Source organism: Methanomassiliicoccales archaeon, assembly GCA_038740345.1.
GTDB lineage: Archaea > Thermoplasmatota > Thermoplasmata > Methanomassiliicoccales > UBA472 > JAJRAN01.
Genome location: JAVYMA010000008.1, coordinates 18,552 through 42,850, shown reverse-complemented (window position 1 = coordinate 42,850; position 24,299 = coordinate 18,552). Strand labels below are relative to the sequence as shown.

The following is a 24,299-nucleotide window of genomic DNA, read 5'->3' as shown; positions in this document are numbered from 1 at the left end:
TGTTCTTCCATTTCGTGCATTAGGCATCGAAGTAAAGGAAGAACTCGTAGGGATGAGGTCTCAGTCTTATTGCATCGTTTTCTTTTCGCCTCTTATAGTCTATCCATGTTTCTATCAGTCCCTTAGAGAATACGCCTCCTCTCAGCAAGAAATCATGATCCGATTCCAAAGCATCCAGAGCCTTATCCAGACTCCCTGGCACTTGCTTTATCTTCTTGGCCTCCTCACTGTCAAGATCGAATAAGTCCATGTCGTATGGTTCTCCTGGATGGATCTTCCGCTTTATTCCATCTATTCCAGCCATGAGCATGGCCGAAAAGGCGAGATAGGGGTTACATGTACAGTCAGGCGGTCTATACTCTATCCTCTTTGCTTTCTTACTCCTGGAATACACTGGTATGCGGATGGCTGCGGATCGATTCCTCATCGAATACACTAGATTAACCGGTGCCTCATAGCCTGGTACCAGCCTTCGATATGAATTGGTCGAGGGTGAGGTCAGGGCAAGAAGGGCGGGGGAGTGCTCCAAAAGACCTCCAATATAATACAATGCAGTCTCTGAGAGGAGAGCATATCCATTCTCATCGAAGAAGATATTCTCATCCTTGAGTGATAGGCTCTGATGCACATGCATACCTGTGCCGTTGTCACCGAATAGCGGTTTGGGCATGAAGGTTATGGTCTTCCCCTTCTCTCTGGCCACGTTCTTCAAGATGTATTTGTACATCATTACCTGATCAGCCATTTTTGTCAGCGTCTGAAAGCGCATCCCTATCTCGCCCTGACCGGCTGTGGCCACCTCATGATGGTGCACTTCGCACTCGATTCCGGCTTCCATCAGCCTCATTACACATTCAGAGCGGAAATCCTGCAGTGTATCAACTGGTGGGGCCGGGAAATATCCTTCTTTATTTCTCGGTCTATGCCCGAGGTTAGGGCCATTTCCATTATCAGAGCTACGACCAGAATTCCAAATGCCTTCATCTGAGTCTATGTAGTAGTAACCATAGTGTTGATTCTGATCAAAGCGAACGGAATCAAATACGAAGAACTCAAGCTCTGGCCCGAAATAAGCGGTATCTGCTATACCGGTCTCCTTTAGATAATTCTCTGCTTTGCTGGCAACGAAACGGGGATCGCGATCGAATCTTTCACGGGTTACAGGATCTACCACATTGCAAATCATAGAAAGCGTTGGGACTTTATACACTGGGTCCACTACAGCCGTTTGTGGATCAGGCAGCAATAGCATATCGCTCTCATTTATAGCCGAAAAACCGCGAATGCTCGAACCATCAAACCCGTGCCCCTCAGTGAATTTTTCTACAGTAAGCTTGCTAGCTGGAATACTGACATGTTGCAGGGTTCCTGGAAGATCGATGAATTTGAAATCCACCATCTTGACCTTGCCCGATGTCACCATTTCCATGACATTTTCATAAGGTTCACTGGCTTTTCTGACCTTTTTCGAGGAAAGGCCTGATGCTTTTAGAGCATCTCCTTCTGATGTTGCCATCATTTTTCATCTCCCTATTTTTAAGATTTTTTCTTTTTCGAGGGTAGTATCCCTTCTAGCCGGCATAATATACATATTGCTAATTAAAACTTTCTTTTTTAGATGAATATTGTAATATTTTCTAAATTAATAGACGAATGTAAAGAAGGAATCAAATTATCATGTACATTATCCGTATCATAAGATGGCCAGATAGAGCTAAGGTTAGATCGCAGAATTGTCTGGCCATTTTGAGTCTTTTAGGAATATATAATCCTTCGAGAATCTATACTCGTGCTCCAAAAAGGGAAAAGGGTTGAAGTCTGCTGCAGAAACTAACATTAAAATAAGCTGGGCCTAATCCTCGGGTGATAGCATGGACATTGAGGCGCGCTATGAACTGGTAATTCGCAATAGTGAGGAAATAGTAACGCCAGATGAACTCAGGAGTCTATTGTCTTCCAATAACCATCCTCGTGCCTATATCGGCTTCGAACCATCAGGCTTAGTTCACGCAGGTTGGATGGTCTGTGCCAGCAAAATTGTAGATCTGATAGAGGCGGGCTTCGACATGACCATTTTCTTCGCGGACTGGCATGCTTACATCAATGATAAGCTGGGAGGCAATATAGAGAAGATAAGACTATGCGCTAACTATATGCAGGATTGCTTTGAGGCTCTGGGAGTTCCCCGAGATCGCGTCAAATTCCAGTTCGCTTCTGTCATAATGAATGATATTAGTTATTGGGAGAAGCTCATAAACATAGGGAAAGTGTCATCCCTTATGCGAGTCAAACGTGCTATGACAATCATGGGAAGAACGGAGGATGAGGCGGAGGTAGACTCTTCGAAGCTGCTCTATCCTCTCATGCAAGCCGCTGATATCTTCGCCATGGATTTGGACCTCGCTTACGCTGGCATGGATCAGCGCCGGGCTCACATGTTGGCAAGAGATGCAGCGGACAAATTGAAGTGGAAGAAGCCCATTGCCCTGCACACCCCTTTGCTCCCTGGGCTGAAGGGGGCGAATAGAATGGATCCCGCGGCAGGAAAGATGTCAAAAAGCGATCCTGATTCTGGCATACTGATTCACGATAGTCCAGAGGAAATAAGGCGGAAGATATCCAAAGCCTTTTGCCCTCAGGAGATCGAAGGGAACCCCATTTTGGATATGGCTAAGATGGTAATTTTTCCCCGGAAAGGTTCTCTTAGCATCGAAAGGCCAGTCAAGTTCGGGGGCAAATTAGAATTCAGCTCATATCGTGAATTGGAAGACACCTATCGTGAGGGAAAGCTGCATCCTATGGACTTGAAAAACGGAGTAGCAGAGGCACTGATCGATGCACTTGCGCCTGTGAGAAGGTATTTCCAAAATAACCCGAGCAATCTTAAGGCGCTAATAGATGCGATGGCCTAAGATACTCATCGATAAATGGTTCTCAGGAATTCCACGGTGCGTGAGACACATATATTCAAAATAGCCTCAACATCACCCTGCCCGATAAGACCAGCGGCACCACCGTGCCCCCCACCATCCCCCGTGGTCTCGATTCCGATATCTTCCAGCATCTTTCCCAAGTGCATTCCTTGGCGAACAAGGTCAGGCTTTGCTCTCGCACTCACTCTGAACTGCTCCCCTCTTTGAGAGCCGACAAAAGCCACATCCGCTCCTATCGTAAGCAGAGATTTGCAAACTGAGGACTCAAATGCGCTACCCAGCGACATGGCCACCAATTTATCTCCTACGCGTTCGAATCGCAACCTCTGTGCGCCTTTAAGCTGCGCAATGCGCTCTGAGATATCCTGTTCCAGGTCCACCAGGTCATAGATCTCATCCATCTCTATACCGCTTGATTCCATTATCTCCGCGAAAACCGAAAGGAGTGCAGGAGTGGCGAACTTGAAATGCCCACTGTCGGTCAGCATACCCGCTAGCAAAGCTAAGCTGGCATTTCGGCTTAGCTTCAGATTGCATACCTTGAGCAGATCATAGACTATCTCGGCGCAAGAGCGCTTGCTCTCATCGCAATAATAGAGGTGACGATTCCAACGTTCGTTTCTTGCATGGTGGTCAAGGACGATGCAATCGTCAGGCAGATCCTGAAAAGGAGCCAATTGGTCAGGTGAAGAGGTATCAAGGACCACAATCTTGTCGAAATGGCTGATTTCAACCTTATTTTCTGGCATGAAGGAAAGCTTTTCCGCGATAAGCTTTGAAACTCGGTCCAACCCGTCAGGCGCGACCACAGTGACATCCGGAAAGGCTGAATAGAGTGCGTAAGCACTGCCCAGAGCGTCAGGGTCAGCATTCCCATGGACCAGCACTAGCTTGCGACCGTGCATCAATTGCAACCCGATGTCCTTGAGCATGGGATGTTGAGAAGGAAGGAAAATATAAGGACGTTTCGAGATTCTAGAAGAAGAGCATATTCTTCGTTGGGTCGATAAATAAAAAGATTTAGGCCCAGCCTTTAATTCTCAGCGCTAGGCCCGCCAGCTTGACCGAGGGCTTTAGAGATCTGCTCTTGCATAGAATTATATTTTTCACGGAGAGCCTTCTCCTGTCGATCTAAGGCTTTGATTCTGATCTCCAATGTCTCCTTGTCCTCTTCCACATCTTTCAGTACGGAGGCCTTATCTCTAGCCTTTATAAGCAAGGAGCCCACATTTTTATATATTGTCGCATCCTCGCCTGTTTTTCCCAATTCTTCTATAGTCATCTGGATTTCCCTGAGCTGCGCCTCCATGCGAAACTTCTGCTGGAGAACTGATTGCAGCTGCTGCTGAAGTTGCTGGAACTGCGCAATCTGGTTCTGTAGTTTGGGGGATATTTCATTCATTCAAACACCTGCCATACCATTAACATCGTCAGCGATCTTAATCCACCTGAGGTATGAATTCAATGCGGCCCTGAGGGCTGAGAGGTCCTTCGCCTCTATCTCCAGCACCATATTTTCATTTTCCAACCAGACCTTGGTCTTGGTACGGGGTATCTCTCTTCCTGCTTCCGGGGAAATGGCGCCGAAAATTGTGGGAGCGCACTTTCCCGATACGACCAAGGTAGCAGTAGGCAAAGGCTCACCTGGCCTTTATGGTCTTCTTAACGTTGGGCCGCTCCTTATAGAATATCTTGGAGCCGCAATTCTCGCATTGCATGCCCACCTGGTTGGTATGTGATCTTATAGGCTTCCCACAGCTTCCACATTTGTACATTTACTTTTTTCCCTCCGCCTTTTCCTCCATTCCTTCTTCTGCTAGCAATTTCTTAGTGAAGGGGGAATAGGAGGCGGCTGCGAACTTGGCGTCACAATGTTTGCATTGCCAAATCCCCGAGGCCTTGCGCTTCACTGAAACATGGTGGCAAGTAGGGCACTCATAGCGAGCCTTCTCCACCTTTTCTATATCCCTGGTGAGTTTCCTGACGACCACACCGTAGCGAGCGCCGAAACGCCCTGCGGTACCGGCCTTCACCGTTCCTTTTGCCATTTGCATCACCCAATCAATTTCCTAAGGTCATTCCCCAGGCGTTGAGAGGTCTCAATCACCTTATATACCTGGTCCAGGGTCAGCGCACCGGCCAACCCTTTCTGCATGGCCCTCAAATCGCCGTTCTCGTCGGTTGTGACGGTCAGCCTGGCCTCTGCGACCTTCTCTTCGTCGAGAGTCGGATCGACCAATATAGAGTTTTCTATTTGCACGGCCGTCACGCTCATGGGCATGTGCTTAATTGGAAGAGGGAAATCATCACCTCTATCATTGGCCTTGGCAGGAACAATGGTATTCTTCAACGCCGCCACAGAGCCTAGGAACGAGGCATCGAACAGATTACCGTCATAGTCCAGTACATAAATGTCGACGAACATTATCCAGACTTCCTTTCCTGGCTCGATGCATAGCGCTTCCAGGTCGATCATCTGCGACTCGCGAATGCCGCGGTCGACTACCCGAGCAAGTTCTATGGAATTTTCATCTGGAGGCCCGGCCTCAAAGGTGGGAGAGGCTAGAGGTATTAACTCAGCATTGGTGCTCAGCACTCCTTTATTAGGGGTGTCGGCGAAGGGCTCTCCCAAGGACATCTTTACCCCCACGAGGACATCTGTATTCCCGAGACGCACCCTAGCACTGCCTTCAGCGGTTTCGGAGAAACCAGGTTGGATGCTGATAGGCCTATACTCATCCCAAGCCCTACCGTCCACTCTTCGGCCCTTTGCCAACAGCTTATGGATGTGATCTCGTTTAATTTCAGATATTACGGTCCGCGCCAACCTCATCCCTCCTGCTCAGGCATGGTATCTTCGATTGGATCGTCCAAGACCTTCTCCACGGCGTAACGCCTAGCTAGGGCATCCTTCTGCATTTCGTAGATGCGCTTGCACGCCCTCACACCCATTTCTATGGCCCGGTCGAATTCCGCTCGCGTCATATGCCCATCCATCTGCAGCAGGAGTATCTCACCAGTGCGCGGGATCATGGCGATGGGGAGGTCCGCCTGTCCAAAATTATCCTCCTCCTTTTGCAAGTCGAGCACTACTTGATCATTTACTTTGCCCACGGCCACTGCAGGAACTAAATCTCTCATCGGTATGCCAGCATCGGCTAGGGCTACACTAGCGGCGGTAAGCCCCGCGCATCTGGTCCCAGCATTGGCCTGAAGTACTTCGATGTATACGTCAATAGAGGTTCTAGGGAAATTTTCTGTGAATACCACATACTCCAAAGCCTCAGAGATTATCTTAGATATCTCCACCGATCTCCTGTCAGGCCCTGGCCTCTTCCTGTCACTCACCGAAAAGGCGATCATGTTGTACTTGCATTGTACGATAGCCTTGGCTGGGTCTTGCATATGTCGGGGATGGCATTCTCTTGGGCCGTAGACTGCAGCCAGAACCTTGTTCTTGCCGAACTCCACATATGCCGACCCATCGGCGCGCTTGAGCACCCCAGCCTCGATACGTATGGGACGAAGCTCATCAACCCTCCTGCCATCGAACCTTATACCATCGTCGCTGATCAATTTTATATCACTGTTTCCACCCATTTCATCACCCTTCTCCTGAATCTCCTACTGAGGCTGGTTTACATACAGATTCGAGATATTCCTTCACCCTTTCCGTCAAATGCATGGTCTGCGCGTTTTCCTCTATCATCTTTATTGCCCTAATCGCGAAAACTATATTCTCAATCTCACCGTCAAGCCATATGCGTCCATTCTGCCCCACGAAGATGCGCGTGTTGGTCATGTTCTTGATTATTTGTATCATGGACCCCCCTTTACCTATCACGCGGGGAACCTTACTGTAGGAAATCTCAACAATCTGGCCCCCTTGGAGCTTCCTCAACCCTTGCTCCTTCATAGTCACCTGGACACGTTTCGTCTCATCCACCATAAGCACCTTGGCAAGAAGCGTATCTCCCACATTCATGAATCTGGCTGTGTCGCCAAAATCCACCCTCCATGGTACTTCATTTACATGCAAGGGAGCAGGATAGGGAGAATTGATGTCTATGAGCCAATTGGAAGGCCCTATGTCCACTACTTTGCCTATCACAGTATCCCCTGGTGTGGGAATATATCTACCACTGAGAGGTATGACGTTGACGAAATTCGATTTGATACTCTTAATCCCCACCTGGGCGGCAAATATCTTACCGTCTTCCACATAGGTCCCGGCACCAGCTTTCATGCGCCCTACTGGTTCCAACATATCTCCAGGCAGGACTATTTCTCGGGAGGACCCCTGTCCTTCTTTATTCATATTCTCACTTCTCATACTCCATTCACATTAGCGTTCTGCATGTTTAATAGACAAGGGCTGCATTACTTCAACTGCTTTGTCTCCGCATTGCCCTTTGTCTTCTCATTCAGTTTGGCATAGAAGTCGTCTCTCAAGCCAGCTGGTATCTCCACCACACCTATCCAGGAGCCGTTGGGCTGCCATTCTTCCCTTAGTATCTTGCCGAAATGTATCATATCTTCATAGCAGCGGCCGTACTCCTCGCCACTCAGCTTCACGGCGATGCGAAGCTTGTCGAAACGAATAGGAATGATGGGTCTTAGCTTATCCAATACTTCTTTGACTTGCTGCTCTACAGGCTTGAAAGCGTCTATGTGCACTTTGGCCTCTTCCATCGCCATTTCGATCCGCTGAGGAGTATGCGGGGCACCAGTCTGTGGATTTATGGCATTCCTGGCTATTTCTGATATAATCCTGGCTTTTTTGTTTGCCAGCATCTCCTTGCGCTGCTCGGCGGTTAAATGTACTTCTCCTTTGAGCACGATAGTTTTTGCCACCTGCATGACATCGGTGGTGCCGAAAACTTTTCTGATATCCTCCTCTGCTGCCCTGGTGCCCTTATGCGCATTTTTGAAGATCTCATCGACTACCATGTGGTCATAAAGATTCACATCCTTTCCTTCCTTCAGCGCCTTAACCACCTTGGGGTCGATGAGTATCTCGAAAGTTTCCCCATGGGACTCGTAGCGAGCGATAATGGCATCTTCTATGTCGACCATTTATACCTCATCAGGAGGCTTCAGCCTTTTCGATGTAGGACTCGACCTCCGACTCGTCAAGTCGCCTGAAGTTCTCGCCCCTCACCACCACTCCTATTTCAACTGCTTTAGGGTTGAGCTTCTCCTCCTCAGTGGCTTTTTTCAGAGCTTTAAGGCCGAGGATTATGGCGGACTCCATATCCATTCCTTCTTTGTATTCCTCCTCGAATACCTCCATCACAGCATTGCGCCCTGCCCCAATAGAGCCTGCTTTATATGATACCAGAGCACCACTGGGATCGGTTTCGAAGAGGTGTTCTCCTTGCTCGTCCACACCTGCCACCAACAAGGCAGTGCCAAAGGGACGCACTCCGCCGTATTGAGTGTAGTTCTGCTTGTAATCGCAAATGCGCTTTACCAGCTCCTCTACACTCATATTTTCATCATAGGTTATTTTGTTTATCTGAGCGATAATCCTGGCCTGATCCACTAAAATCCTCGCGTCAGCCACGAGTCCAGATGTGGCACATCCGATATGTCCATCGATTTGGAATATCTTCTCGATGGACTTAGGTTCCATTAGACGGCTAGCTATCCTCTTATCAACGATTAGAACCACTCCGTTCTTGAATTTGAGACCGACCGTGGTCGTTCCGCGTTTGACCGCTTCCCTAGCGTATTCCACCTGGAATAAACGCCCGTCAGGGGAAAACACTGTTATGGCTCTATCGTATGCCATTTGTCCCGGCTGCATCATTTCACCTTCTCTCGGCTGATTCGCAACCTACAGAATACACCCAATATATATTTGTTGGGGGACTTAGTGGATATTAATAAAATTGGTCTGGCTCGATGGGAAAAAGGAATTTCTTAGCTCACATTTAGCTCTTATTTTACATATCTATTCTATGTTTTCTTGAGATCAAGTCTTTTTCGTAGAGCCAACAGGGTTCCAGATGTACTCAGGGTTTGAATCTCCGCTCCCATCTCTTCGCCTATTTTTAATAATATGACTCTAGTATTATTTAGGTCCTTAAGCTCGCAGCGTACTATCCCATGGTTTCCATCGAATTGTATCAACTTGGGAGGCTTGCCTCCTGGAGGGCTTGATTTTTTCAAGGCGCTCATGAAGGCGTCGGTGGATACAGGTTTTTCTGAAACTAATTTGAAGGCCACATACCGGCGTCTACCCCGCTTATCTTTCACCACCATTTCTTTAGCACTTCCCTAGCGTATAGCGGCTGAGGAAGTTATTGGACTTCACCCCTGTAACCACGACCATAACTCTCATCCTGTTCTCCATAGCAGGATCAATGGCACACCCCCAGATGATACGCGCATCAGGTCGGACTTTCTGAGCTACTAATTCAGCTGCCCTCTCTGCCTCGCTTACTGTCATATCCGGTCCGCCTACCACTCTGATCAATGCGCCATGCGCTTCTCTGGTATCGATATCTCCGAGAAGCGGCGACCCCATAGCTTCGGTCACAGCTTTATCCACTTTCTCCAAACGGCCGTCTTCTTTCGTTCCCTCGCCCAAGCCAATCATGGCCACGCCGCCGCTCTTCATTATGGTCATGAGGTCATTGAAATCGACATTGACTAGCCCCGGCTTAGTTAATGCCTCAGTTATTCCTTTTATGCTTTGCATCAATACTTCGTCAGCCACTTTGAAGGCGGCTTCCAATGGCAGCTTGGGAACTAATTCTAGTAGCCTGTCGTTCGGGATAACGATGGTGGTATCGCAATGCTGCCTCAATCGGTTCAGACCGCGAAGCGCATTCTCCATCCGTACCCTACCCTCGGCCTTGAATGGCATGGTAACAACTCCCATTACCAATGCACCCCTCATGCGCGCCATCTCTGCTATGACTGGTGCTGAGCCCGTACCGGTCCCTCCCCCCATGCCAGCAGTAATAAAGACCATCTGTCTGCCGTCAATATAACTCATCAGCTCATTCCTAGCTTCCTCGGCAGCTGCGGCACCCACTTCTGGTATTGCACCCGCACCTAAGCCTTTCGTTCTTGTCCTGCCTAGAAGGACCTTGTTCGGCACCTGCACCGAGAGAAGATGCCGAGCATCGCTATTGGCTGCGACCAGAGTGACATCAGATATTCCTGATTGAGCCAAGCGCCTAATGGTATTTGATCCCCCGCCTCCACATCCAATAATGGTGATCTTTACTTTGAATTGTTCGACAAGTCTTCGAAGCTCTTCATCCTCAGCTGAAGTAGCAGGTCCTCCTGAGTTAACGTCCATGCTCATTTCTGACCTTCTGCAAGCAAAGTCATTATTCGGCCTCATGTGCACCCATCCCTATCATGGGTATCTCATGGAGCGTATAAATTCGTTTTGAGGCTGGCAGCCTCCTTAAACCAACTCGAAAGTCGTCCCGCAAGAAGGGCATTTTGTGTCCTGCGGTGCCAACGACGCACCGCATTCGGGGCACTCATCCTTAGCGAGCCCTCCGCAATCACATACCCCATCTTGGGAAGATACTAAAAGCCCACATATAGGGCAAATCGGCTCTTCTACAAGGTCGAATCTCTCTTTGCATCCAGGGCATTGCATCATATTGGCAGGCACTTCCGTCCCACATGAGGGGCATTCGAAGACTTCGTCTTCCTCTATGATAATGGCCCCGCAGACGCACTCCCTTTCATTCTCATCCATTTCTCGACCGCAAACCGGACAAGATTTTCTAATCGCTGGCTCCCAGAGAATGCGCACCTCAGGCTTTTTCCTTCCATTGAGTTCTGTCGGCGGTGCGGGGCGCACAATGTGTTCCTCAGGTACCCCATCCTTAAAAGTCTCATTACAGTAAGGGCAGAAGGCAGTGCGTGTCAGGCAGGTGATATGAAACGTCCTTCCACATCCGCATTTGGCGAATTCCAACCCTTCCTTGATCCGCCCTATGCATATCTGGCATACTATGGGCTTTACTTTAGGGCCTTGCACTACAACCCTAGGCCTTTCTGCTTTGCGAGCGGGTCTCCAAAGAACCCTCTTTAGGTTCCCTGCCCTTACTTCCACGGCCTCAAGAATTCCAGGTGATGCTGTGTGGGTGAAGGTTCTCTTTATGGCCATGGCTGAGGCCAAGGAGAGAGCTCCGACAACAGAGGCTAATATCAACTCTATCAACACATGCGTTCCATCTCAATTGAAATTAAAACTATGTATCTTCCTGATACCGAATTTGATTATCAGCGAAGGTACTCATTATCTCTCAGCCTGAAATGGAAGATTGGCGTTCAGATGAGAAATTGCGTGAACCCGTCATGCATCACATTCGGAGAGGGCGTTCGGAAATAGGAGACGAAATTTCGAAGAAATTATAAATGATGATTGTAAGAGGATGAAAGTAGGCGAGCCGATGCATCTATCAAAAGCTTCGAATGTAACTTTCAAAACGTTGAAATATGGTAGTCTTAATCGGGGAAGCAGCCCATATGATACAGGCATCGTGGATGGGCTTCCTACCCCAGTAGGTTGGCCACGCGCAAAAGTCATTGCGGTTTCGAGGTCGACGGCATGCCATGTGAGCATGGCAATAGGAACTATACCTTACAGCCGCAGTGACTGCGCTGGTGGACATGAGTTATGGGAGGAATATTAGCTGACCATGAGCGAATTCGTCTTGGCAAGATCGGTCAACTTCGAGGCGAGCTGCGAGGAAGCACGCTCGACCCCTCTGGGGCTTTTGCAAATGGACGATTTTCTGTGAGTTGAGGAAGGAGGAGCGCGGATGGAAAAGAAGACTGGATCGGTGATGGTGGTCGGCGGAGGCATCTCCGGCGTCCAAACTGCCTTGGACCTAGCAGAGTCTGGATTCAAGGTGTATATGATTGAGAGCAAGCCAAGCATAGGAGGTGTGATGGCACAGTTGGATAAGACGTTCCCCACGAACGACTGCTCCATGTGCATCCTTTCTCCCAAGCTTGTTGAGGCGGCTAGGAATCCAATGATAACCATGATGACCTTGACTGAGGTCGTCAAGGTGGAAGGGGAGGCGCCAAATTTCGAAGTCACCTTGAAAAGGAAACCAAGGTATGTGAGGGAAGATCGTTGTGTAGGTTGCGGTCTGTGCGCAGAGAAATGTCCTTCGAAAGCATTGAATGAGTATGACCTCGGCCTGGTTCAAAGGAAGGCTATCTATGTGCCTTATGCGCAGGCCGTACCGATGAAGTATTCGATTGACGCTTCAAAGTGCTTGTATCTTACTAAGAATCGTTGTGGCAACTGCAAAAAGGTATGTCCTGCGGACGCAGTGGATTATGAGCAAAAAGAGACTATTGAGAAGGTACATGTAGGAGCCATAGTGGTGGCGCCTGGGTACGAGATCTTCGATGCCAAGCTAAAAAAGGAATATGGGTATGGCGAGTTCAAGAATGTGGTAACATCCTTAGAATTCGAGCGCATCCTCTCAGCCACTGGTCCTTTCCAGGGTCACGTTGTGAGGCCTAGCGATCATGTGACTCCACAGAAGGTCGCCTTCCTGCAATGCGTTGGCTCCAGGGACGACAAGGTGGGGAACACATACTGCTCGAGCGTTTGCTGCATGTACGCCTTGAAGCAGGCCATCATAGCTCAGGAACACACACAGGGACTGAAACCGACCATATTCTTCATGGATATCAGAGCCTTCGGTAAGGAGTTTGAGGATTATAGGGCGAGGGCAGAGAATGAGTATGGCATTAAAATGTACAAGGGCGTGAGGGTAGCGTCAGTCGAGGAGGATCCAGAGACCAAGAAGTTGATACTGCGCTATTCGAATGGAGCTGAGACCAATCAGGAAGAGTTCGATATGGTGGTCCTTTCTGTGGGATTTGAGCCCCCCTCTGACGCACACAAGCTTTCCGAGGCCTTGGGGATCAAATTGAACAAATACGGATTCGCCGAGACCACGGTCTTCGACCCGTTGTCCACGAACCGCAAGGGCATATACGTCACTGGTGCATTTAGCGCCCCTAAGGATATCCCTCAATCTGTAGCGGAGGCATCAGGTGCTGCATGCAAGGCTGGTTCCCAGGTTTACAAAAACAGGGTACATTATGTGCCGCCTGAGATACCCGAGATCGACGTCACGGGTCAAGAGCCAAGGATTGGGGTGTTCGTTTGCGATTGCGGCATAAACATCCGTGGCACAGTGGATGTTCCTAAAGTCGTCGAATATGCTAAGACTCTCCCCAATGTGGTCCATGCTGAAGAGGGCAAGTACACATGCTCGGCAGACTTCCAAGAGAACATCAAGAAGAAGATAAAGGAGCTGAATCTGAATCGTGTAGTGGTGGCCAGCTGTACCCCACGCACGCACGAACCACTGTTCCAGAGCACAATAAAAGAAGCAGGGCTGAATCCCTATCTATTCGAAATGGCTAACATCCGTGATCAATGCTCTTGGATCCACATGCATGAGCCAGAGAAGGCCACGGAGAAGAGCAAAGACTTGGTTCGCATGGCTGTGGCCAAGGCCAGATTGCTTGAACCCCTCAGCAAAAGCAAGTTGGGCGTTCTACACTCAGGCATGGTCATCGGTGGCGGTCTAGCAGGGATGACGGCTGCCTTGGATATGGCGGAGCAGGGATTCAATGTGCACCTGATCGAGAAATCGGGTGAGCTAGGCGGCAATATGAGAAACATCAAGTCGGAGGAAAACGGTATTCCCACATCCAAACGACTGGATGAGCTCATATCCAAGGTGCGAGCGTGCCCCAGGATTACCGTTCACCTTAACACGACTGTGACTGATGTGTCAGGCTTTGTAGGCAACTTCAAGGTCAAGACCAATAAAGGTGAAGAACTGGAGACAGGGGCCATTATTGTGGCTGTGGGAGCCCAGCAATACAAGCCCAAGCCTGGCGAATTCATGTATGGCGATCCCAGGGTGATGACGCAGTGGGAGCTTGAGGAGAAGATGATGGCTGGGCCCTTGAATGCCAAGAACGTGGTCATGATTCAGTGCGTCGGCTCCAGGAATAATGAGGCACCCTATTGCAGCAGGGTATGCTGCACTGAAGCCGTGCGCAATGCTATCAAGATAAAGAAGTCCTCCCCCTCCACTGAGGTCTATGTCCTCCACAAAGATATCAGAACTTATGGTTTCAGAGAGGATTACTACAAGGAGGCCGGTGAGCTAGGCGTTAGGTTCGTCCGCTTCCCTGACAACGAGGATCCGAAGGTAGAGAAGCACGGCAGTGGGCTAAGGGTCCTGGTGAACGATGTAGTGCTAGGGGAAAAGTTGAGCATACCTGCGGATGCTGTAGTGCTCTCCGTGGGCATAAGACCGTATCACGACAACGAGGAATTGGCCAAAGCTTTGAAAGTTCCGTTAAGCAAGGATGGCTACTTCCTTGAGGCCCATATGAAACTAAGGCCGGTGGATTTCGCTACCAACGGCGTATACCTCGCTGGACTAGCCCATTGGCCCAAGTTCATGGATGAGAGCATAGCTCAGGCTTCGGGCGCAGCAGCCAGGGCCATGACGGTGATCTCTCGCGACTATCTCGAGACGGAGGGAATCATCGCTGCAGTCAATGAGATGATATGCAATGGTTGCGGTGTTTGCGAACCCGTCTGCGAATATAAGGCGATAACTATAGTCAAGGACCCATCGAATCCAGACAAGCTTAAGGCGGTGGTTAATGAAGGTCTGTGCAAAGGATGCGGCACTTGCGTCGCAGCCTGTCCTTCTGGGGCCATGGAGCAGAAGGGATTCAAGAATGTGCAGATGTACGCCATAATCGACGCCGCCCTGGAAGGAGGGAAATAAATGAGCCAAGTGCAAGTGACAAAGACGGAGGCCAAGGAGGCTGAATGGGAACCCAACATCCTTGCGTTCTGCTGCAACTGGTGCTCCTATGCCGGCGCTGACCTTGCGGGTGTTTCTAGACTGCAAATGCCTACCAACTTCAAGGTCATCAGGACCATGTGCTCAGCGCGAGTAGATCCCGAGTTCGTGCTCCGTGCCTTCTCCAAGGGCGCGGATGGAGTGCTGGTGCTGGGCTGCCATCCGGCCGACTGCCATTATATAGGAGGAAACTACCGCACTAGGAGACGCATTGCGCTGCTGCGCATGCTGTTGGAGCAATATGGCTTCGATCCTAATCGGCTGCGCCTTGAATGGGTGTCTGCCTCAGAAGGAGCGAAGTTCCAGAAGACTATTAAGGAGTTCACCGAGACTATAAGAGAGCTCGGACCGAACCCCCTCAAAGAGGAAGAGTCAGAGGAGAAGAAGCACTGAGGAGCGTGATATAATATGGGTAAGATTAGGATAGCCCAATATTGGGGCGCAGGGTGCGGGGGATGTGATGTCGCTCTGCTGGACATAGACGAGAAGATTCTTGGTGTGGCCGAGATAGCAGACATAGCATTTTGGCCCATAGCCGTGGACACCAAGCTGAAGGATGTTGAGGCGATGCCAGATGGTTACATCACCGCCACTTTATACAATGGTGCCATACGCAACTCGGAGAATGAGTATGTGGCCAAGCTGCTGAGGAAGAAATCAGCTTTATTGATCTCCTTTGGCTCCTGTGCATGCTATGGTGGTGTGCCAGGCCTTGCCAATTTGACCAATGCGAAGGACATATTGGAGTATGTTTACACCAAGACACCCTCCTCAGACCAGCAAAACACCAAGGATCCAGTATACCCTCAGCATGAGACACATACGAAATATGGGGATTTGGAGCTTCCAGTGCTTTATGATACCGTGAAGACCTTGGACCAAGTGGTGGATGTGGACTATTACATGCCAGGATGTCCTCCAACCACCAATTTGATCAACCAATTCCTGAGCATTGTGGAAAAGCACGTTAAGGAAGGGGCGCCCTTGCCTCCCAAGGGCTCAGTGATTGCATCCACCAGGACGCTATGCGATGAATGCAAGCGTAAGAAAACGGTAAAACAGGTGGAAAAAGTCCATGAGGCATTTGAGATAGATATCGATCCAGAGAAGTGCATGCTAGAGCAGGGCGTGATATGTCTTGGGCCAGCCACAAGAGCCGGATGTGGTGCCAAATGTCTCGAAGGCAACCAGCCCTGCCGTGGTTGCATGGGCCCCACCGATCAGGTGCTGGATCAGGGTGGCTCAATGCTCTCAGCGCTGGCATCCATCTATAAGGTCCAGGACAAGGAATCGCAGCTGAGCGAGGAGGAGATTCTCAAGCTCATGGCGCAGGTGAAGGATCCGTTGGGAACCTTCTATTGCTACACCATGCCTAAGAGCATAATCAAGAAGGCCGTTAAAGAGAAGAAAAAGATAAAGAAAGAAGCTAAGGAGGCCACGGCATGAGCCCGGAAATATTCGACAAGACTGTTAAAGCGGAATCCAAGCGCATCACCATCGACCCAATTACGAGGCTCGAAGGACATGGAAAGATAGAGATATTCCTTGATGATAATGGGAATGTGGAGAAGGCATACTGGCAGGTGCCAGAGCTTCGTGGTTTCGAGAGGTTCTGCATAGGAAGAGCGGCGGAGGACATGAACAAGCTCACCTCGAGGCTATGCGGCGTATGCCCGGGCGCACACCACATGTGCTCCACCAAGGCCTTGGACGCAGTCTATAAGGCCGATCCCCCGGAGACGGCAAAGAAGTTGAGAGAGCTCTTCTATGCCGCTCATTATGTGCACTCCCATATCGCGCATTTCTATGCCCTGGCAGCTCCGGACTTCGTACTCGGTCCCGCTGCCCCTGCTGCCAAGAGGAACATTTTAGGCGTGGTCGATGCGGTGGGCGTGGAGATTGGATCACAGGTCATCAGGGCGCGCTCCTATGCTCAGAAGATCCAAGAGATGTTAGGCGGAAAGGCAACTCATCCGGTCTGCGGTATCCCAGGAGGCATGGCCAAACCCATGACCAAGGAGATGCAGGCCGAGACGATCAAGATGGCCAAGTATTGCGTTGACTTCGCCAAGTTCACCAACCAGCTCTTCGCCGACGTAGTGCTCAAGAACAAGGACTACATGAACATAATCACGTCGAAGGACATATTCTACAATGAGACCTACCATCTAGGCACCGTGGATAAGAACGGCCACGTCAACTTCTATGACGGTACGCAGGTCATGATAGATCCCGATGGGAATGAGGTGGCGAGATATACTGGCAAGGATTATCTGAAATACATCGCCGAGCACACCGAACCTTGGAGCTACGAGAAGTTCTGCTATTTCAAGCCAGTAGGCTGGAAGGGGTTCGTGACGGGGAAAGACTCTGGTATCTACCGCGCCACTCCCATGTCCCGCTTGAACGTGGCCAAGGGCTTCTCCACACCAGAGGCGCAAAAGCTCTTCGAGGCCTATAAGGGGACATTCCGCGACCTGGGCATCAAGGGTCCAGTGCAGCATACTCAGGCGATGCATTGGGCGAGGGTCATCGAGCTGATGTATGCGGCGGAAAGGATGCTAGAGTTGGCAGAGGATCCAGAGATAACCGATACCAATATAAAGGCCAAGACGGACACCCCCGGCGAAGGAGTGGGAATATTGGAGGCCCCCAGAGGCACCTTGGTGCACCACTATGTGGCTGATGAGAAAGGCATCATCACGGATGTGAATCTGGTGGTGGGAACGACGAACAACAACGCTCCCATCAACGTCTCTGTGGCCACGGCTGCTAAGGCGCTCATAAAGAATTGGCAGGTGTCCCCAGGTCTGCTGAATATGATTGAGATGGCCTACCGCGCTTACGATCCCTGCAACTCCTGTGCCACTCATGTGCTACCGGGACAGGCTGCCTTGGTGGTCAACATCCGCAGGCCGGATGGCTCGATCTTCAAGCAGATCAAGAATTATTGAAACTCTTTCCCCTCTAATATTTTTATTCATTTTTTTTTAATTTTTTATAAAAATGAAAAGCGTATGTGTTAACTTTAATGTAAGACGATGATGGGATTGAAGATCCGGATGACTAGTTTTAGAAACGCTCAATCCAGGTATCTGTTCGGCCCCTTCACCATCAGCGAGCCGACCGTCCCTAGATAAATGCCATCCAGAAGATACACTCGAGAATCTTCCAATTCTATCAGGCTGTTGGCAAAAAGGGGCCCTATATGCCTTGCCTCTTCTATATTGATCGGAGATCCCTTCAAGCTACGATTCATAGACGGGACCACGATGACCTCACTTGGGATCTGAGAATAATACGAATATGCATCCTCTTTCAGCCTGCAACGCAGCCAGCATCTTTCTATGGTGATGTGCCCCACACCATCGCGAAAGAGAATTGCGGGGTGGTTGTGCGCCATGATCAATGTCCCCTTTGACATGACCGAGTCCGAGGGCCATATATGGCCATGGATGAATCCAACATCACCCAAAGAGAAACCAGAGGCTGGGTGGATGTGCACTCCGGTGAATCCTATATCCTCTATACCTACATCGTGGTTGCCTCGAACCAAATCCACCGATGAGTATGTCGTGCATAGCTCGGAGAAGAAGCGTGGCAATTCAGAGTATTCTTGCCGACTAGTGCCTGGTACCTGGTGCTTTACATCTCCCAATAGGACAAGTCGTTCGCAACCATCCGCCAACTGCTTCAATTCTCGCAACATGCGTTCGGTTTGGGATGGGACGACAACACCTTTAGAGCGCATTTCATCCTCTAAGCCGATGTGCAGATCGCCGGCGCAGAGGATGGCTTCATCAGCAAAGATGCGTAGAGCGGGATGATCAACCACAGGCGAGATCTGCATAGCCTACCTCATATACCGCTTAACAGCCTTAGGCCGAGAAAGTCTGGAAGTCCCGCGGCAGATATAGCCTTAGCCGCCTCTTCCACTGGATAGTCCAACCTCCTCAATTCAAAGCGCATTTCATCCCCATCGAGGATCAAATAACTGGCTCTCCTATCTCCATCCCGGGGCTGACCCACCGACCCTGGATTTAAGAGCACTCCTTCTGAATATCTCTTAACATACGGAACATGTGTATGTCCACTTATCACCACCCTCGCCCTCGCCAGATTCAGGAGCTCTGGAACTGCGTCTTCTTCATACACATACTCATCGTCGTTACGCACTGAGCCATGGAACATGGCTGCTGGTATCCCAGCTAAGTTGAGAGTGGCTCGGGGCTTGAGCTTTTTCAAGTAGCCCAATGCCTCAAAAGAAATTTGTTTCGCCGTCCAATAGACAGCTTTGGCTGCTAAAGGATTCATTCCAGAGGTATCTATGTTGAGGACGGCGCGGTCATGGTTGCCGCAGATGGAGATGATTTTCCGCTCCTTGATCTGGGCTATAACCTCATTAGGAAACGCTCCATAGCCGACTAGATCGCCAGCGCAGAGCACCTCATCGACTCCCTGTTCATCGATATCCCTAAGCACGACGTTTAGGGCATGCAGGTTTGAATGGATGTCAGAGATAATGGCGCAGCGCACAACTCACCCTTTCCTTTTACGAGTATAGGAATCTGTCGATGAATGGTTTCACCGCCTGCGGTATGCTGTCCGCGACATCAGTGGCAAGGTAGCAATATGCCCATTTCTGAAAGGCGACATCTCCCGCGGTACCGTTCACGAATGCCGCCAGACGAGCGGCGTCGAATGGTGCCACTCCTCTCGATAAGAGACCAACGGCTATGCCCGCAAGAACATCCCCTGTTCCCCCTACGGTCATCCCTGCATTACCAGTTCGATTCATCTTAACCCGTTCGGCGCAAGCGATTATGTCCACTTTCCCTTTCAGCAGCACAGTCATCCCTGTTTTCTTGGCCAGATCCAATACCTTTGGGATCTTGCCCTCGGTATCCTTGGGCAATGGGATGCCAGTGAGAAGTTTGAACTCGCCTGCATGCGGAGTGATTATGCCTTGCTTCCCCTTCAACAGTTGAAGGTTCTCAGAGACAGCACGCAGCGCATCAGCATCGATTACCATGGGCTTGTTGCATCTTTCAATTATATCTCGCACTGCTTCCAAGGTCTCTTTTTCATCTCCTAGCCCAGGCCCTATGAGCACTGCATCTGCCCAAGGAAGCAGCTTCTCCACCTCTTTGACATCTTTCTTGTTAAGATGATCTTTGCCAGAAAGTTCGTGAACTATGAAATTGGGAGAGTATCCTGCGATTGGAATGAAGGCGCGCTTTGGAACCGCGATTCGTACCAAATCCACTTTGATTCGGTAAGCCCCCATGGCTGCCAAAGCGGGAGCACCGGTGTAAGGGCCTCCACCCAAAATGAGGACCCGGCCATTATCTCCTTTGTGGGATTCAGGGGAAGGTATGGGATAATAAACGAACTCTCCTGGTCCAACATATTGTATTGCTTCTGTAGGAATGCCTATGTCCTTGATCACGATATCCCCTGAGTTCGCTTCTGTCATCCCTTCCTTGACATCATGAAAAGTAACAGTGATGGTGGGGTGCACCATCACATCCCCTCCGAATCCTGAGGGCACGTCAACTGAGACCACATCGGCCGAGGAGTCGTTTATCAGGTCTATCAGCCTTGAATAAGGCTCTTGAATACGTCCTGTCACACCAGTTCCCAACAGGGCATCAACTATAACGTCGTAGCTCGATAGGTCGACCCCATCTGCTGGCTGGACTATGTCCTTGATAGCCTCGAAGGCGTCCCGTGCTATGTCCGAATGGATCTGGTCCGGGGATTTGGCCAAGAAAACGGAGACACTATTTAGCTCCTTTAGATATCTGGCCGCGACGAAGCCGTCTCCTCCATTATTACCAGTTCCACATAGGATTGCGATGCGTCTCCCTGTCCCATATCTCTCCAGAATGACGTCCGCGACGGCCTTGCCGGCATTTTCCATCAGGTAGCCAGGTGGAATCCCTAAATGCTCGGCATTAATATCGAGGACAGCAAACTCCTTGACCGGCAGCATGTGCCGATTATGAGAACGATAATGAATAATCCTTTCCTTAAGAGGAACGCTTAAAACCAAAGGCCACTATCTCTGACCGGGTAGATAAGTGCCTGACATTCGAAGATTGGTATTGGACGTATTGAAGCCGCATCATCCTAACATCGTAGAGCTAGCGCGCCGGCTCAGTGTGCTAGAGGGAGTGTCGGGAGTCAATTGCACCTTGGAAGAGGTGGACCAAGAGACAGAGAGCATTAAGATAACCATCGAAGGGAATGCCATCGATTTCGATGCGGTGGAAGAGGCGATCTCACAGTCTGGAGCAGTAATTCACTCAGTCGACAGCGTATCGGCGGGGAAGAAGCTGGTAGAAGAAGTAGAAACGCCTCAGGACCGTTGAGTTCTTGCTAGGCGCTCCCCTACTTTCAACAACAGAAGGGTCTTAGGCATGCTCCTCTCCACTAAAACCCTGCCTTTTTTATCGTACCATTTGCTAGGATAGGCCTTGTTTATCTCAATTTTATGTTCTAAGCCGAGGCTCTGACAAGCCTTAGAGATCATCTCCACTGTAGGCGAGGAAACCGCTAATTCCTTCCTCACCTTGCGTCCTTCTGCCCTGCTTAGGGCGACATCAAAATACTCTGGCCAGAGGACCCAGGCCTTTTCCTCGTCCATCGCCCATCACCTTATGGCACCAGGCAGGGCTATTTCTTTATTTAATCAAGACTGCGTCCACCGAACCGTCTTGTCCCGGGCGCGACGTAACCTTGGCCAGCCCTATCTCGGTCTGGATCACCGCACCTTTGGTGATGATGTTGCGTTGCACGAAGTTAGGGTTGGCGGAGTTTTCCTTAACGGTGAGAATCTTGACCCTCTGCGTCTTTCGGGTCGAAGGATCGGTGACATTGGCCATATCTGCTTTGAGCAACCTCACCTTGACATTCCCACCCCGAACTCGTAGCTTCTCTAAGCGCACAGGTCCCAGATAGGTATATTCCGCGTCCCTTCCGATTTCGAAACGTCTTTTCTTTCTCGCAAGGCGCAATCTCCCGCCTGAAGGCTTGCGCCTAGACTTGCCCTGCCATAGTGCCATAGTAACCAGGAGGCAAAAATGGAATGTGGTATAAATATGTTTGCGGCTTGGAGGCTTTGTACCAGAAGCGGCCGATGACACCTGAAAATAGCATTCGTACGAATCAATGTAGTAAGTGATTACAAAGAGTCATTCTTCCTACTTTCAGACTTTAATCCTCTTTTTCAAGCTCATACCTCGATATCTAAATATCTTGAAGTTTCACTCTTCACCAGCCTTTTCTAATAGAATAGCCTTAGGCTCGTCTTCTAGTTCTAGCACGCCAGCATAACCATCCTTTGCCGCTCCGGGATTCATGTATAGAATCCCATCCTGCTGCAATATGCCTCTCGCTTCATGGATATGACCGCTCAATACGACTCTGGGTGAGAATTCTTCTATCATCCTAGCCACAGCAGTACTGCCCGCATGCCTATTGACTGAGGTCATATCCAGAATCCCATAAGGAGGGCAGTGGACGACCAGGACCATGCCTTCTTGCATGATGGGTCTCAAACCCTTCTCCAGCTCTTCCTCGGTGAGTTCGTTGGGGGTGTTAAAAATGGTGATGTTGGAGCCTCCATGGCCACCTATGGTCCACCCCCCTACCTCTACCCTATTTCTATGCAGGGATATAGCACTGCGCTCTATCTCTTCCAACGTTCCTGGTGGATCACAGTTACCAGGTATGGCATAGGCGCGCTTCTCCAACTGAGATAGAAATTCTGATGCCCATGAGGGGGGGCCAAAATGAGTGATATCTCCTAATACTATTACTGCATCTAAATCTAATTCAAGGATATGACGATTGGCGAATCGAATCACCTTGTTGCGCGAATGTATGTCTGAGAGCACCAGATATCTCATACGAACCGCTCTCCACATAGGTTCTGGAACTATTTGTATAATTCTGGGAGATAATTATGCCCTCCATCAAATAGATTAAGCTTATAGATAAATCATTCAAACAGGTTACGATGATTCCCACCTGTGTCATAGCCTTCATCATCATCCTTTAATCAAGGATAGATTGTCGATTCTCATCCACCCTATAATGCCTAGTGCTTTTCTCAAAGACAGTATGGTTCATAGTTCAAATCACACAATTTTTCATATTTCTATCTAGGACCAAGACAGAGATTTCTTCAAGTTTTTGTTCTCATAAGAACCAACATAGTCGGGTGAGAAGACTTTTGCAAAATTTTTCATCACCTATCTTATATTCACTCCCCTTTCAACCATCCATTTCACCATTCCATATATAACGACGATCCTATGTTATCTGAATAAATTCCTTGAGAAAGGAAGAACGTTCATAGAGAAGACCCTGCTTTCTATGTTCAGCTCTTTTATGGTCGCCGCTAACTTCAAGACCAAACGACATAGATAATATGTTCACTACACTACGATACCAAAATTGAAATCCCTGAAAACGAGCATGTACGTGATCAAAAAGCCAAGTATGGCTCCACCGTTCAGGAGAGGTAGCCCTGCTTGAGGCTTTCCTTTGGCAACGTAACCCATTAGGATCAGGAAGCCAACCACTGAACCTAACAGAGTCCCCAAGGCAACTATAAGGTTCGCATTCTGAAAGCTGTGGGAAGTTGATGGCAGGGTGAGGAGGACGGCTACGCTCAAAATCGAGGGGATGACAGCGTCGCCCACACCCATGAACATGGCACCCCTCTCTTCTGGAGATACTTCCGTCAACGGCTTTGTGGAAAGACCATCCAAGGTGAAGTCCTTGTCTTTGGGGACCACGAACATGATTGGAAGTCTCAAGGGAACCATCCCTTCAGCCAATCTAATCATATGCTTCGTCCTATACACTGAAATCGCATCGTAAACGCCAAGCAATATCAACAGGATTAGCACAGGCAATATTCCCAAGGAAATGCCCAGCACCACAGCAGCGCCCACGCCTACTATGAAGCCTACAAGGTTGATGACATACCACTCTGGCCGTAGGAGGAGTGCTAAGGCGAGCGCTATTCCAATCAATAGCGAGACCAGGACTGCGACATCACCGTTGGGATAGATTTGATATATTAAGGGTAGTAGAACGAATACCGATGTGATGGCCACAGCGAATAGGAATATCGCTTTTATCACCTTCTGCAGTCCTAATTTCAACATGACCAGAACCAGAGCAGTCATGATGAGCACCATCACAACATAAATCAGTGGATTGAGAGGGTCGTCCTGGTTCTCGAAGGCTCCCATGTCAGAAGGATAGAAGGTTGAAAGGAACATAGCGCACAATTGGACCGAAACGAATAGCGCCAGCATGAAAATCAAAGTTATACGATAGCGCATCAAACGGCCTATTCACCCTCCACTAAATAACTCTAACCAATTATCGTAACGTCCTGATGCACTATGTTTGATTCGTTCCTTCAGTTTTAATCGTTGATAAG

General features: G+C 49.4%; 28 protein-coding genes. 7 read left to right on the top strand and 21 right to left on the bottom strand.

Annotated features, from left to right (window positions below; genetic code table 11):
* Positions 1-19: 19 nt before the first annotated feature.
* A complete protein-coding gene (glnA, locus tag QW520_04090) occupies positions 20-1,519 on the bottom strand; it encodes a type I glutamate--ammonia ligase (protein MEM0448983.1) in 1,500 nt (499 codons plus the stop codon).
* 352 nt (positions 1,520-1,871) lie between these two features.
* Here glnA and QW520_04085 point away from each other — a divergent pair, with 352 nt between their 5' ends.
* Positions 1,872-2,912: a tyrosine--tRNA ligase gene (locus QW520_04085; protein ID MEM0448982.1), complete on the top strand. Its 1,041-nt coding sequence runs from the start codon at positions 1,872-1,874 to the stop codon at positions 2,910-2,912.
* 5 nt (positions 2,913-2,917) lie between these two features.
* Here the strand turns inward: QW520_04085 and QW520_04080 are convergent, their stop codons facing one another.
* From QW520_04080 to QW520_04020, 13 genes are all read right to left on the bottom strand, one after another.
* Positions 2,918-3,865, bottom strand: a complete 948-nt coding sequence (locus QW520_04080; protein MEM0448981.1) for a DHH family phosphoesterase — start codon at positions 3,863-3,865, stop codon at positions 2,918-2,920.
* Positions 3,866-3,966: 101 nt separating this feature from the next.
* On the bottom strand, positions 3,967-4,335 hold the full coding sequence (locus QW520_04075; GenBank protein ID MEM0448980.1) for a prefoldin subunit beta: 369 nt from the start codon (positions 4,333-4,335) through the stop codon (positions 3,967-3,969).
* Positions 4,336-4,569, bottom strand: a complete 234-nt coding sequence (locus QW520_04070) for a KEOPS complex subunit Pcc1 (GenBank protein ID MEM0448979.1) — start codon at positions 4,567-4,569, stop codon at positions 4,336-4,338.
* A 4-nt stretch (positions 4,570-4,573) separates the two neighbouring features.
* Positions 4,574-4,708: a DNA-directed RNA polymerase subunit P gene (locus tag QW520_04065; GenBank protein MEM0448978.1), complete on the bottom strand. Its 135-nt coding sequence runs from the start codon at positions 4,706-4,708 to the stop codon at positions 4,574-4,576.
* Complete coding sequence (locus QW520_04060; protein ID MEM0448977.1) at positions 4,709-4,981, bottom strand: 50S ribosomal protein L37ae; 273 nt, start codon at positions 4,979-4,981, stop codon at positions 4,709-4,711.
* A 5-nt stretch (positions 4,982-4,986) separates the two neighbouring features.
* Complete coding sequence (gene rrp42 / locus QW520_04055) at positions 4,987-5,766, bottom strand: exosome complex protein Rrp42 (protein ID MEM0448976.1); 780 nt, start codon at positions 5,764-5,766, stop codon at positions 4,987-4,989.
* Positions 5,763-6,533, bottom strand: a complete 771-nt coding sequence (rrp41, locus tag QW520_04050; GenBank protein MEM0448975.1) for an exosome complex exonuclease Rrp41 — start codon at positions 6,531-6,533, stop codon at positions 5,763-5,765. The genes rrp42 and rrp41 overlap by 4 nt, the downstream gene beginning before the upstream one ends.
* Positions 6,534-6,537: 4 nt before the next feature.
* Positions 6,538-7,251: an exosome complex RNA-binding protein Rrp4 gene (gene rrp4, locus QW520_04045; protein ID MEM0448974.1), complete on the bottom strand. Its 714-nt coding sequence runs from the start codon at positions 7,249-7,251 to the stop codon at positions 6,538-6,540.
* 62 nt (positions 7,252-7,313) lie between these two features.
* Positions 7,314-8,009: a ribosome assembly factor SBDS gene (locus tag QW520_04040; protein ID MEM0448973.1), complete on the bottom strand. Its 696-nt coding sequence runs from the start codon at positions 8,007-8,009 to the stop codon at positions 7,314-7,316.
* A 10-nt stretch (positions 8,010-8,019) separates the two neighbouring features.
* Complete coding sequence (psmA, locus tag QW520_04035; GenBank protein MEM0448972.1) at positions 8,020-8,745, bottom strand: archaeal proteasome endopeptidase complex subunit alpha; 726 nt, start codon at positions 8,743-8,745, stop codon at positions 8,020-8,022.
* Between the two features lie 149 nt (positions 8,746-8,894).
* Positions 8,895-9,200 carry a hypothetical protein gene (locus tag QW520_04030; GenBank protein ID MEM0448971.1) on the bottom strand — a complete coding sequence of 102 codons (306 nt, stop codon included), beginning with the start codon at positions 9,198-9,200 and terminating at the stop codon, positions 8,895-8,897.
* 4 nt (positions 9,201-9,204) lie between these two features.
* Entirely contained in the window at positions 9,205-10,254 is a 1,050-nt protein-coding gene (gene ftsZ / locus QW520_04025; GenBank protein ID MEM0448970.1) for a cell division protein FtsZ, read from the bottom strand.
* Positions 10,255-10,359: 105 nt separating this feature from the next.
* Positions 10,360-11,130, bottom strand: a complete 771-nt coding sequence (locus QW520_04020; protein ID MEM0448969.1) for a zinc ribbon domain-containing protein — start codon at positions 11,128-11,130, stop codon at positions 10,360-10,362.
* A gap of 214 nt (positions 11,131-11,344) precedes the next feature.
* Between QW520_04020 and QW520_04015 the strand changes: the two genes are divergently transcribed.
* The 5 genes from QW520_04015 (at position 11,345) to QW520_03995 (ending at position 17,790) form a co-directional block, all read left to right on the top strand.
* Entirely contained in the window at positions 11,345-11,605 is a 261-nt protein-coding gene (locus QW520_04015; protein ID MEM0448968.1) for a hypothetical protein, read from the top strand.
* Positions 11,606-11,734: 129 nt separating this feature from the next.
* Complete coding sequence (locus QW520_04010) at positions 11,735-14,758, top strand: CoB--CoM heterodisulfide reductase iron-sulfur subunit A family protein (GenBank protein ID MEM0448967.1); 3,024 nt, start codon at positions 11,735-11,737, stop codon at positions 14,756-14,758.
* On the top strand, positions 14,759-15,229 hold the full coding sequence (locus tag QW520_04005; protein ID MEM0448966.1) for a hydrogenase iron-sulfur subunit: 471 nt from the start codon (positions 14,759-14,761) through the stop codon (positions 15,227-15,229). It abuts the gene before it with no gap.
* Positions 15,230-15,244: 15 nt separating this feature from the next.
* A complete protein-coding gene (locus tag QW520_04000; protein MEM0448965.1) occupies positions 15,245-16,282 on the top strand; it encodes an oxidoreductase in 1,038 nt (345 codons plus the stop codon).
* Positions 16,279-17,790: a Ni/Fe hydrogenase subunit alpha gene (locus QW520_03995; GenBank protein MEM0448964.1), complete on the top strand. Its 1,512-nt coding sequence runs from the start codon at positions 16,279-16,281 to the stop codon at positions 17,788-17,790. The genes QW520_04000 and QW520_03995 overlap by 4 nt, the downstream gene beginning before the upstream one ends.
* Positions 17,791-17,918: 128 nt before the next feature.
* On the opposite strand, the gene QW520_03990 is transcribed toward QW520_03995, so the two are convergent.
* From QW520_03990 to QW520_03980, 3 genes are read right to left on the bottom strand one after another with little or no spacing between them, the layout of a single operon-like run.
* Positions 17,919-18,686, bottom strand: coding sequence for a metallophosphoesterase (locus QW520_03990; GenBank protein MEM0448963.1), 768 nt, complete (start codon positions 18,684-18,686; stop codon positions 17,919-17,921).
* Between the two features lie 8 nt (positions 18,687-18,694).
* Complete coding sequence (locus QW520_03985; GenBank protein MEM0448962.1) at positions 18,695-19,372, bottom strand: metallophosphoesterase family protein; 678 nt, start codon at positions 19,370-19,372, stop codon at positions 18,695-18,697.
* Between the two features lie 16 nt (positions 19,373-19,388).
* Entirely contained in the window at positions 19,389-20,831 is a 1,443-nt protein-coding gene (locus QW520_03980) for an NAD(P)H-hydrate dehydratase (protein MEM0448961.1), read from the bottom strand.
* Between the two features lie 88 nt (positions 20,832-20,919).
* On the opposite strand from QW520_03980, the gene QW520_03975 reads away from it, so the two are divergent.
* Positions 20,920-21,210: a DUF211 domain-containing protein gene (locus tag QW520_03975; GenBank protein MEM0448960.1), complete on the top strand. Its 291-nt coding sequence runs from the start codon at positions 20,920-20,922 to the stop codon at positions 21,208-21,210.
* Here QW520_03975 and QW520_03970 read toward each other — a convergent pair.
* The 4 genes from QW520_03970 to QW520_03955 form a co-directional block, all read right to left on the bottom strand.
* Positions 21,198-21,485, bottom strand: a complete 288-nt coding sequence (locus QW520_03970) for a signal recognition particle subunit SRP19/SEC65 family protein (protein MEM0448959.1) — start codon at positions 21,483-21,485, stop codon at positions 21,198-21,200. The genes QW520_03975 and QW520_03970 overlap by 13 nt on opposite strands.
* Before the next feature lie 37 nt (positions 21,486-21,522).
* Positions 21,523-21,903, bottom strand: a complete 381-nt coding sequence (locus QW520_03965; protein ID MEM0448958.1) for a 30S ribosomal protein S8e — start codon at positions 21,901-21,903, stop codon at positions 21,523-21,525.
* A 201-nt stretch (positions 21,904-22,104) separates the two neighbouring features.
* On the bottom strand, positions 22,105-22,749 hold the full coding sequence (locus tag QW520_03960; GenBank protein MEM0448957.1) for a metallophosphoesterase family protein: 645 nt from the start codon (positions 22,747-22,749) through the stop codon (positions 22,105-22,107).
* 531 nt (positions 22,750-23,280) lie between these two features.
* The gene (locus tag QW520_03955) at positions 23,281-24,198 is read right to left on the bottom strand and encodes a presenilin family intramembrane aspartyl protease PSH (protein ID MEM0448956.1); all 918 of its coding nucleotides are present in this window, start codon (positions 24,196-24,198) and stop codon (positions 23,281-23,283) included.
* Positions 24,199-24,299: the final 101 nt, after the last annotated feature.

What these genes read in the sequence shown, in the direction of transcription:
- glnA (MEM0448983.1), bottom strand. Translation starts at nt 1,519, where the DNA reads ATGATGGCAACATCAGAAGGAGATGCTCTAAAAGCATCAGGCCTTTCC.
- QW520_04085 (MEM0448982.1), top strand. Translation starts at nt 1,872, where the DNA reads ATGGACATTGAGGCGCGCTATGAACTGGTAATTCGCAATAGTGAGGAA.
- QW520_04080 (MEM0448981.1), bottom strand. Translation starts at nt 3,865, where the DNA reads ATGCTCAAGGACATCGGGTTGCAATTGATGCACGGTCGCAAGCTAGTG.
- QW520_04075 (MEM0448980.1), bottom strand. Translation starts at nt 4,335, where the DNA reads ATGAATGAAATATCCCCCAAACTACAGAACCAGATTGCGCAGTTCCAG.
- QW520_04065 (MEM0448978.1), bottom strand. Translation starts at nt 4,708, where the DNA reads ATGTACAAATGTGGAAGCTGTGGGAAGCCTATAAGATCACATACCAAC.
- QW520_04060 (MEM0448977.1), bottom strand. Translation starts at nt 4,981, where the DNA reads ATGGCAAAAGGAACGGTGAAGGCCGGTACCGCAGGGCGTTTCGGCGCT.
- rrp42 (MEM0448976.1), bottom strand. Translation starts at nt 5,766, where the DNA reads ATGAGGTTGGCGCGGACCGTAATATCTGAAATTAAACGAGATCACATC.
- rrp41 (MEM0448975.1), bottom strand. Translation starts at nt 6,533, where the DNA reads ATGGGTGGAAACAGTGATATAAAATTGATCAGCGACGATGGTATAAGG.
- rrp4 (MEM0448974.1), bottom strand. Translation starts at nt 7,251, where the DNA reads ATGAATAAAGAAGGACAGGGGTCCTCCCGAGAAATAGTCCTGCCTGGA.
- QW520_04040 (MEM0448973.1), bottom strand. Translation starts at nt 8,009, where the DNA reads ATGGTCGACATAGAAGATGCCATTATCGCTCGCTACGAGTCCCATGGG.
- psmA (MEM0448972.1), bottom strand. Translation starts at nt 8,745, where the DNA reads ATGATGCAGCCGGGACAAATGGCATACGATAGAGCCATAACAGTGTTT.
- QW520_04030 (MEM0448971.1), bottom strand. Translation starts at nt 9,200, where the DNA reads ATGGTGGTGAAAGATAAGCGGGGTAGACGCCGGTATGTGGCCTTCAAA.
- ftsZ (MEM0448970.1), bottom strand. Translation starts at nt 10,254, where the DNA reads ATGAGCATGGACGTTAACTCAGGAGGACCTGCTACTTCAGCTGAGGAT.
- QW520_04015 (MEM0448968.1), top strand. Translation starts at nt 11,345, where the DNA reads ATGAAAGTAGGCGAGCCGATGCATCTATCAAAAGCTTCGAATGTAACT.
- QW520_04010 (MEM0448967.1), top strand. Translation starts at nt 11,735, where the DNA reads ATGGAAAAGAAGACTGGATCGGTGATGGTGGTCGGCGGAGGCATCTCC.
- QW520_04005 (MEM0448966.1), top strand. Translation starts at nt 14,759, where the DNA reads ATGAGCCAAGTGCAAGTGACAAAGACGGAGGCCAAGGAGGCTGAATGG.
- QW520_04000 (MEM0448965.1), top strand. Translation starts at nt 15,245, where the DNA reads ATGGGTAAGATTAGGATAGCCCAATATTGGGGCGCAGGGTGCGGGGGA.
- QW520_03995 (MEM0448964.1), top strand. Translation starts at nt 16,279, where the DNA reads ATGAGCCCGGAAATATTCGACAAGACTGTTAAAGCGGAATCCAAGCGC.
- QW520_03990 (MEM0448963.1), bottom strand. Translation starts at nt 18,686, where the DNA reads ATGCAGATCTCGCCTGTGGTTGATCATCCCGCTCTACGCATCTTTGCT.
- QW520_03980 (MEM0448961.1), bottom strand. Translation starts at nt 20,831, where the DNA reads ATGCTGCCGGTCAAGGAGTTTGCTGTCCTCGATATTAATGCCGAGCAT.
- QW520_03970 (MEM0448959.1), bottom strand. Translation starts at nt 21,485, where the DNA reads ATGGACGAGGAAAAGGCCTGGGTCCTCTGGCCAGAGTATTTTGATGTC.
- QW520_03965 (MEM0448958.1), bottom strand. Translation starts at nt 21,903, where the DNA reads ATGGCACTATGGCAGGGCAAGTCTAGGCGCAAGCCTTCAGGCGGGAGA.
- QW520_03960 (MEM0448957.1), bottom strand. Translation starts at nt 22,749, where the DNA reads ATGAGATATCTGGTGCTCTCAGACATACATTCGCGCAACAAGGTGATT.
- QW520_03955 (MEM0448956.1), bottom strand. Translation starts at nt 24,198, where the DNA reads ATGCGCTATCGTATAACTTTGATTTTCATGCTGGCGCTATTCGTTTCG.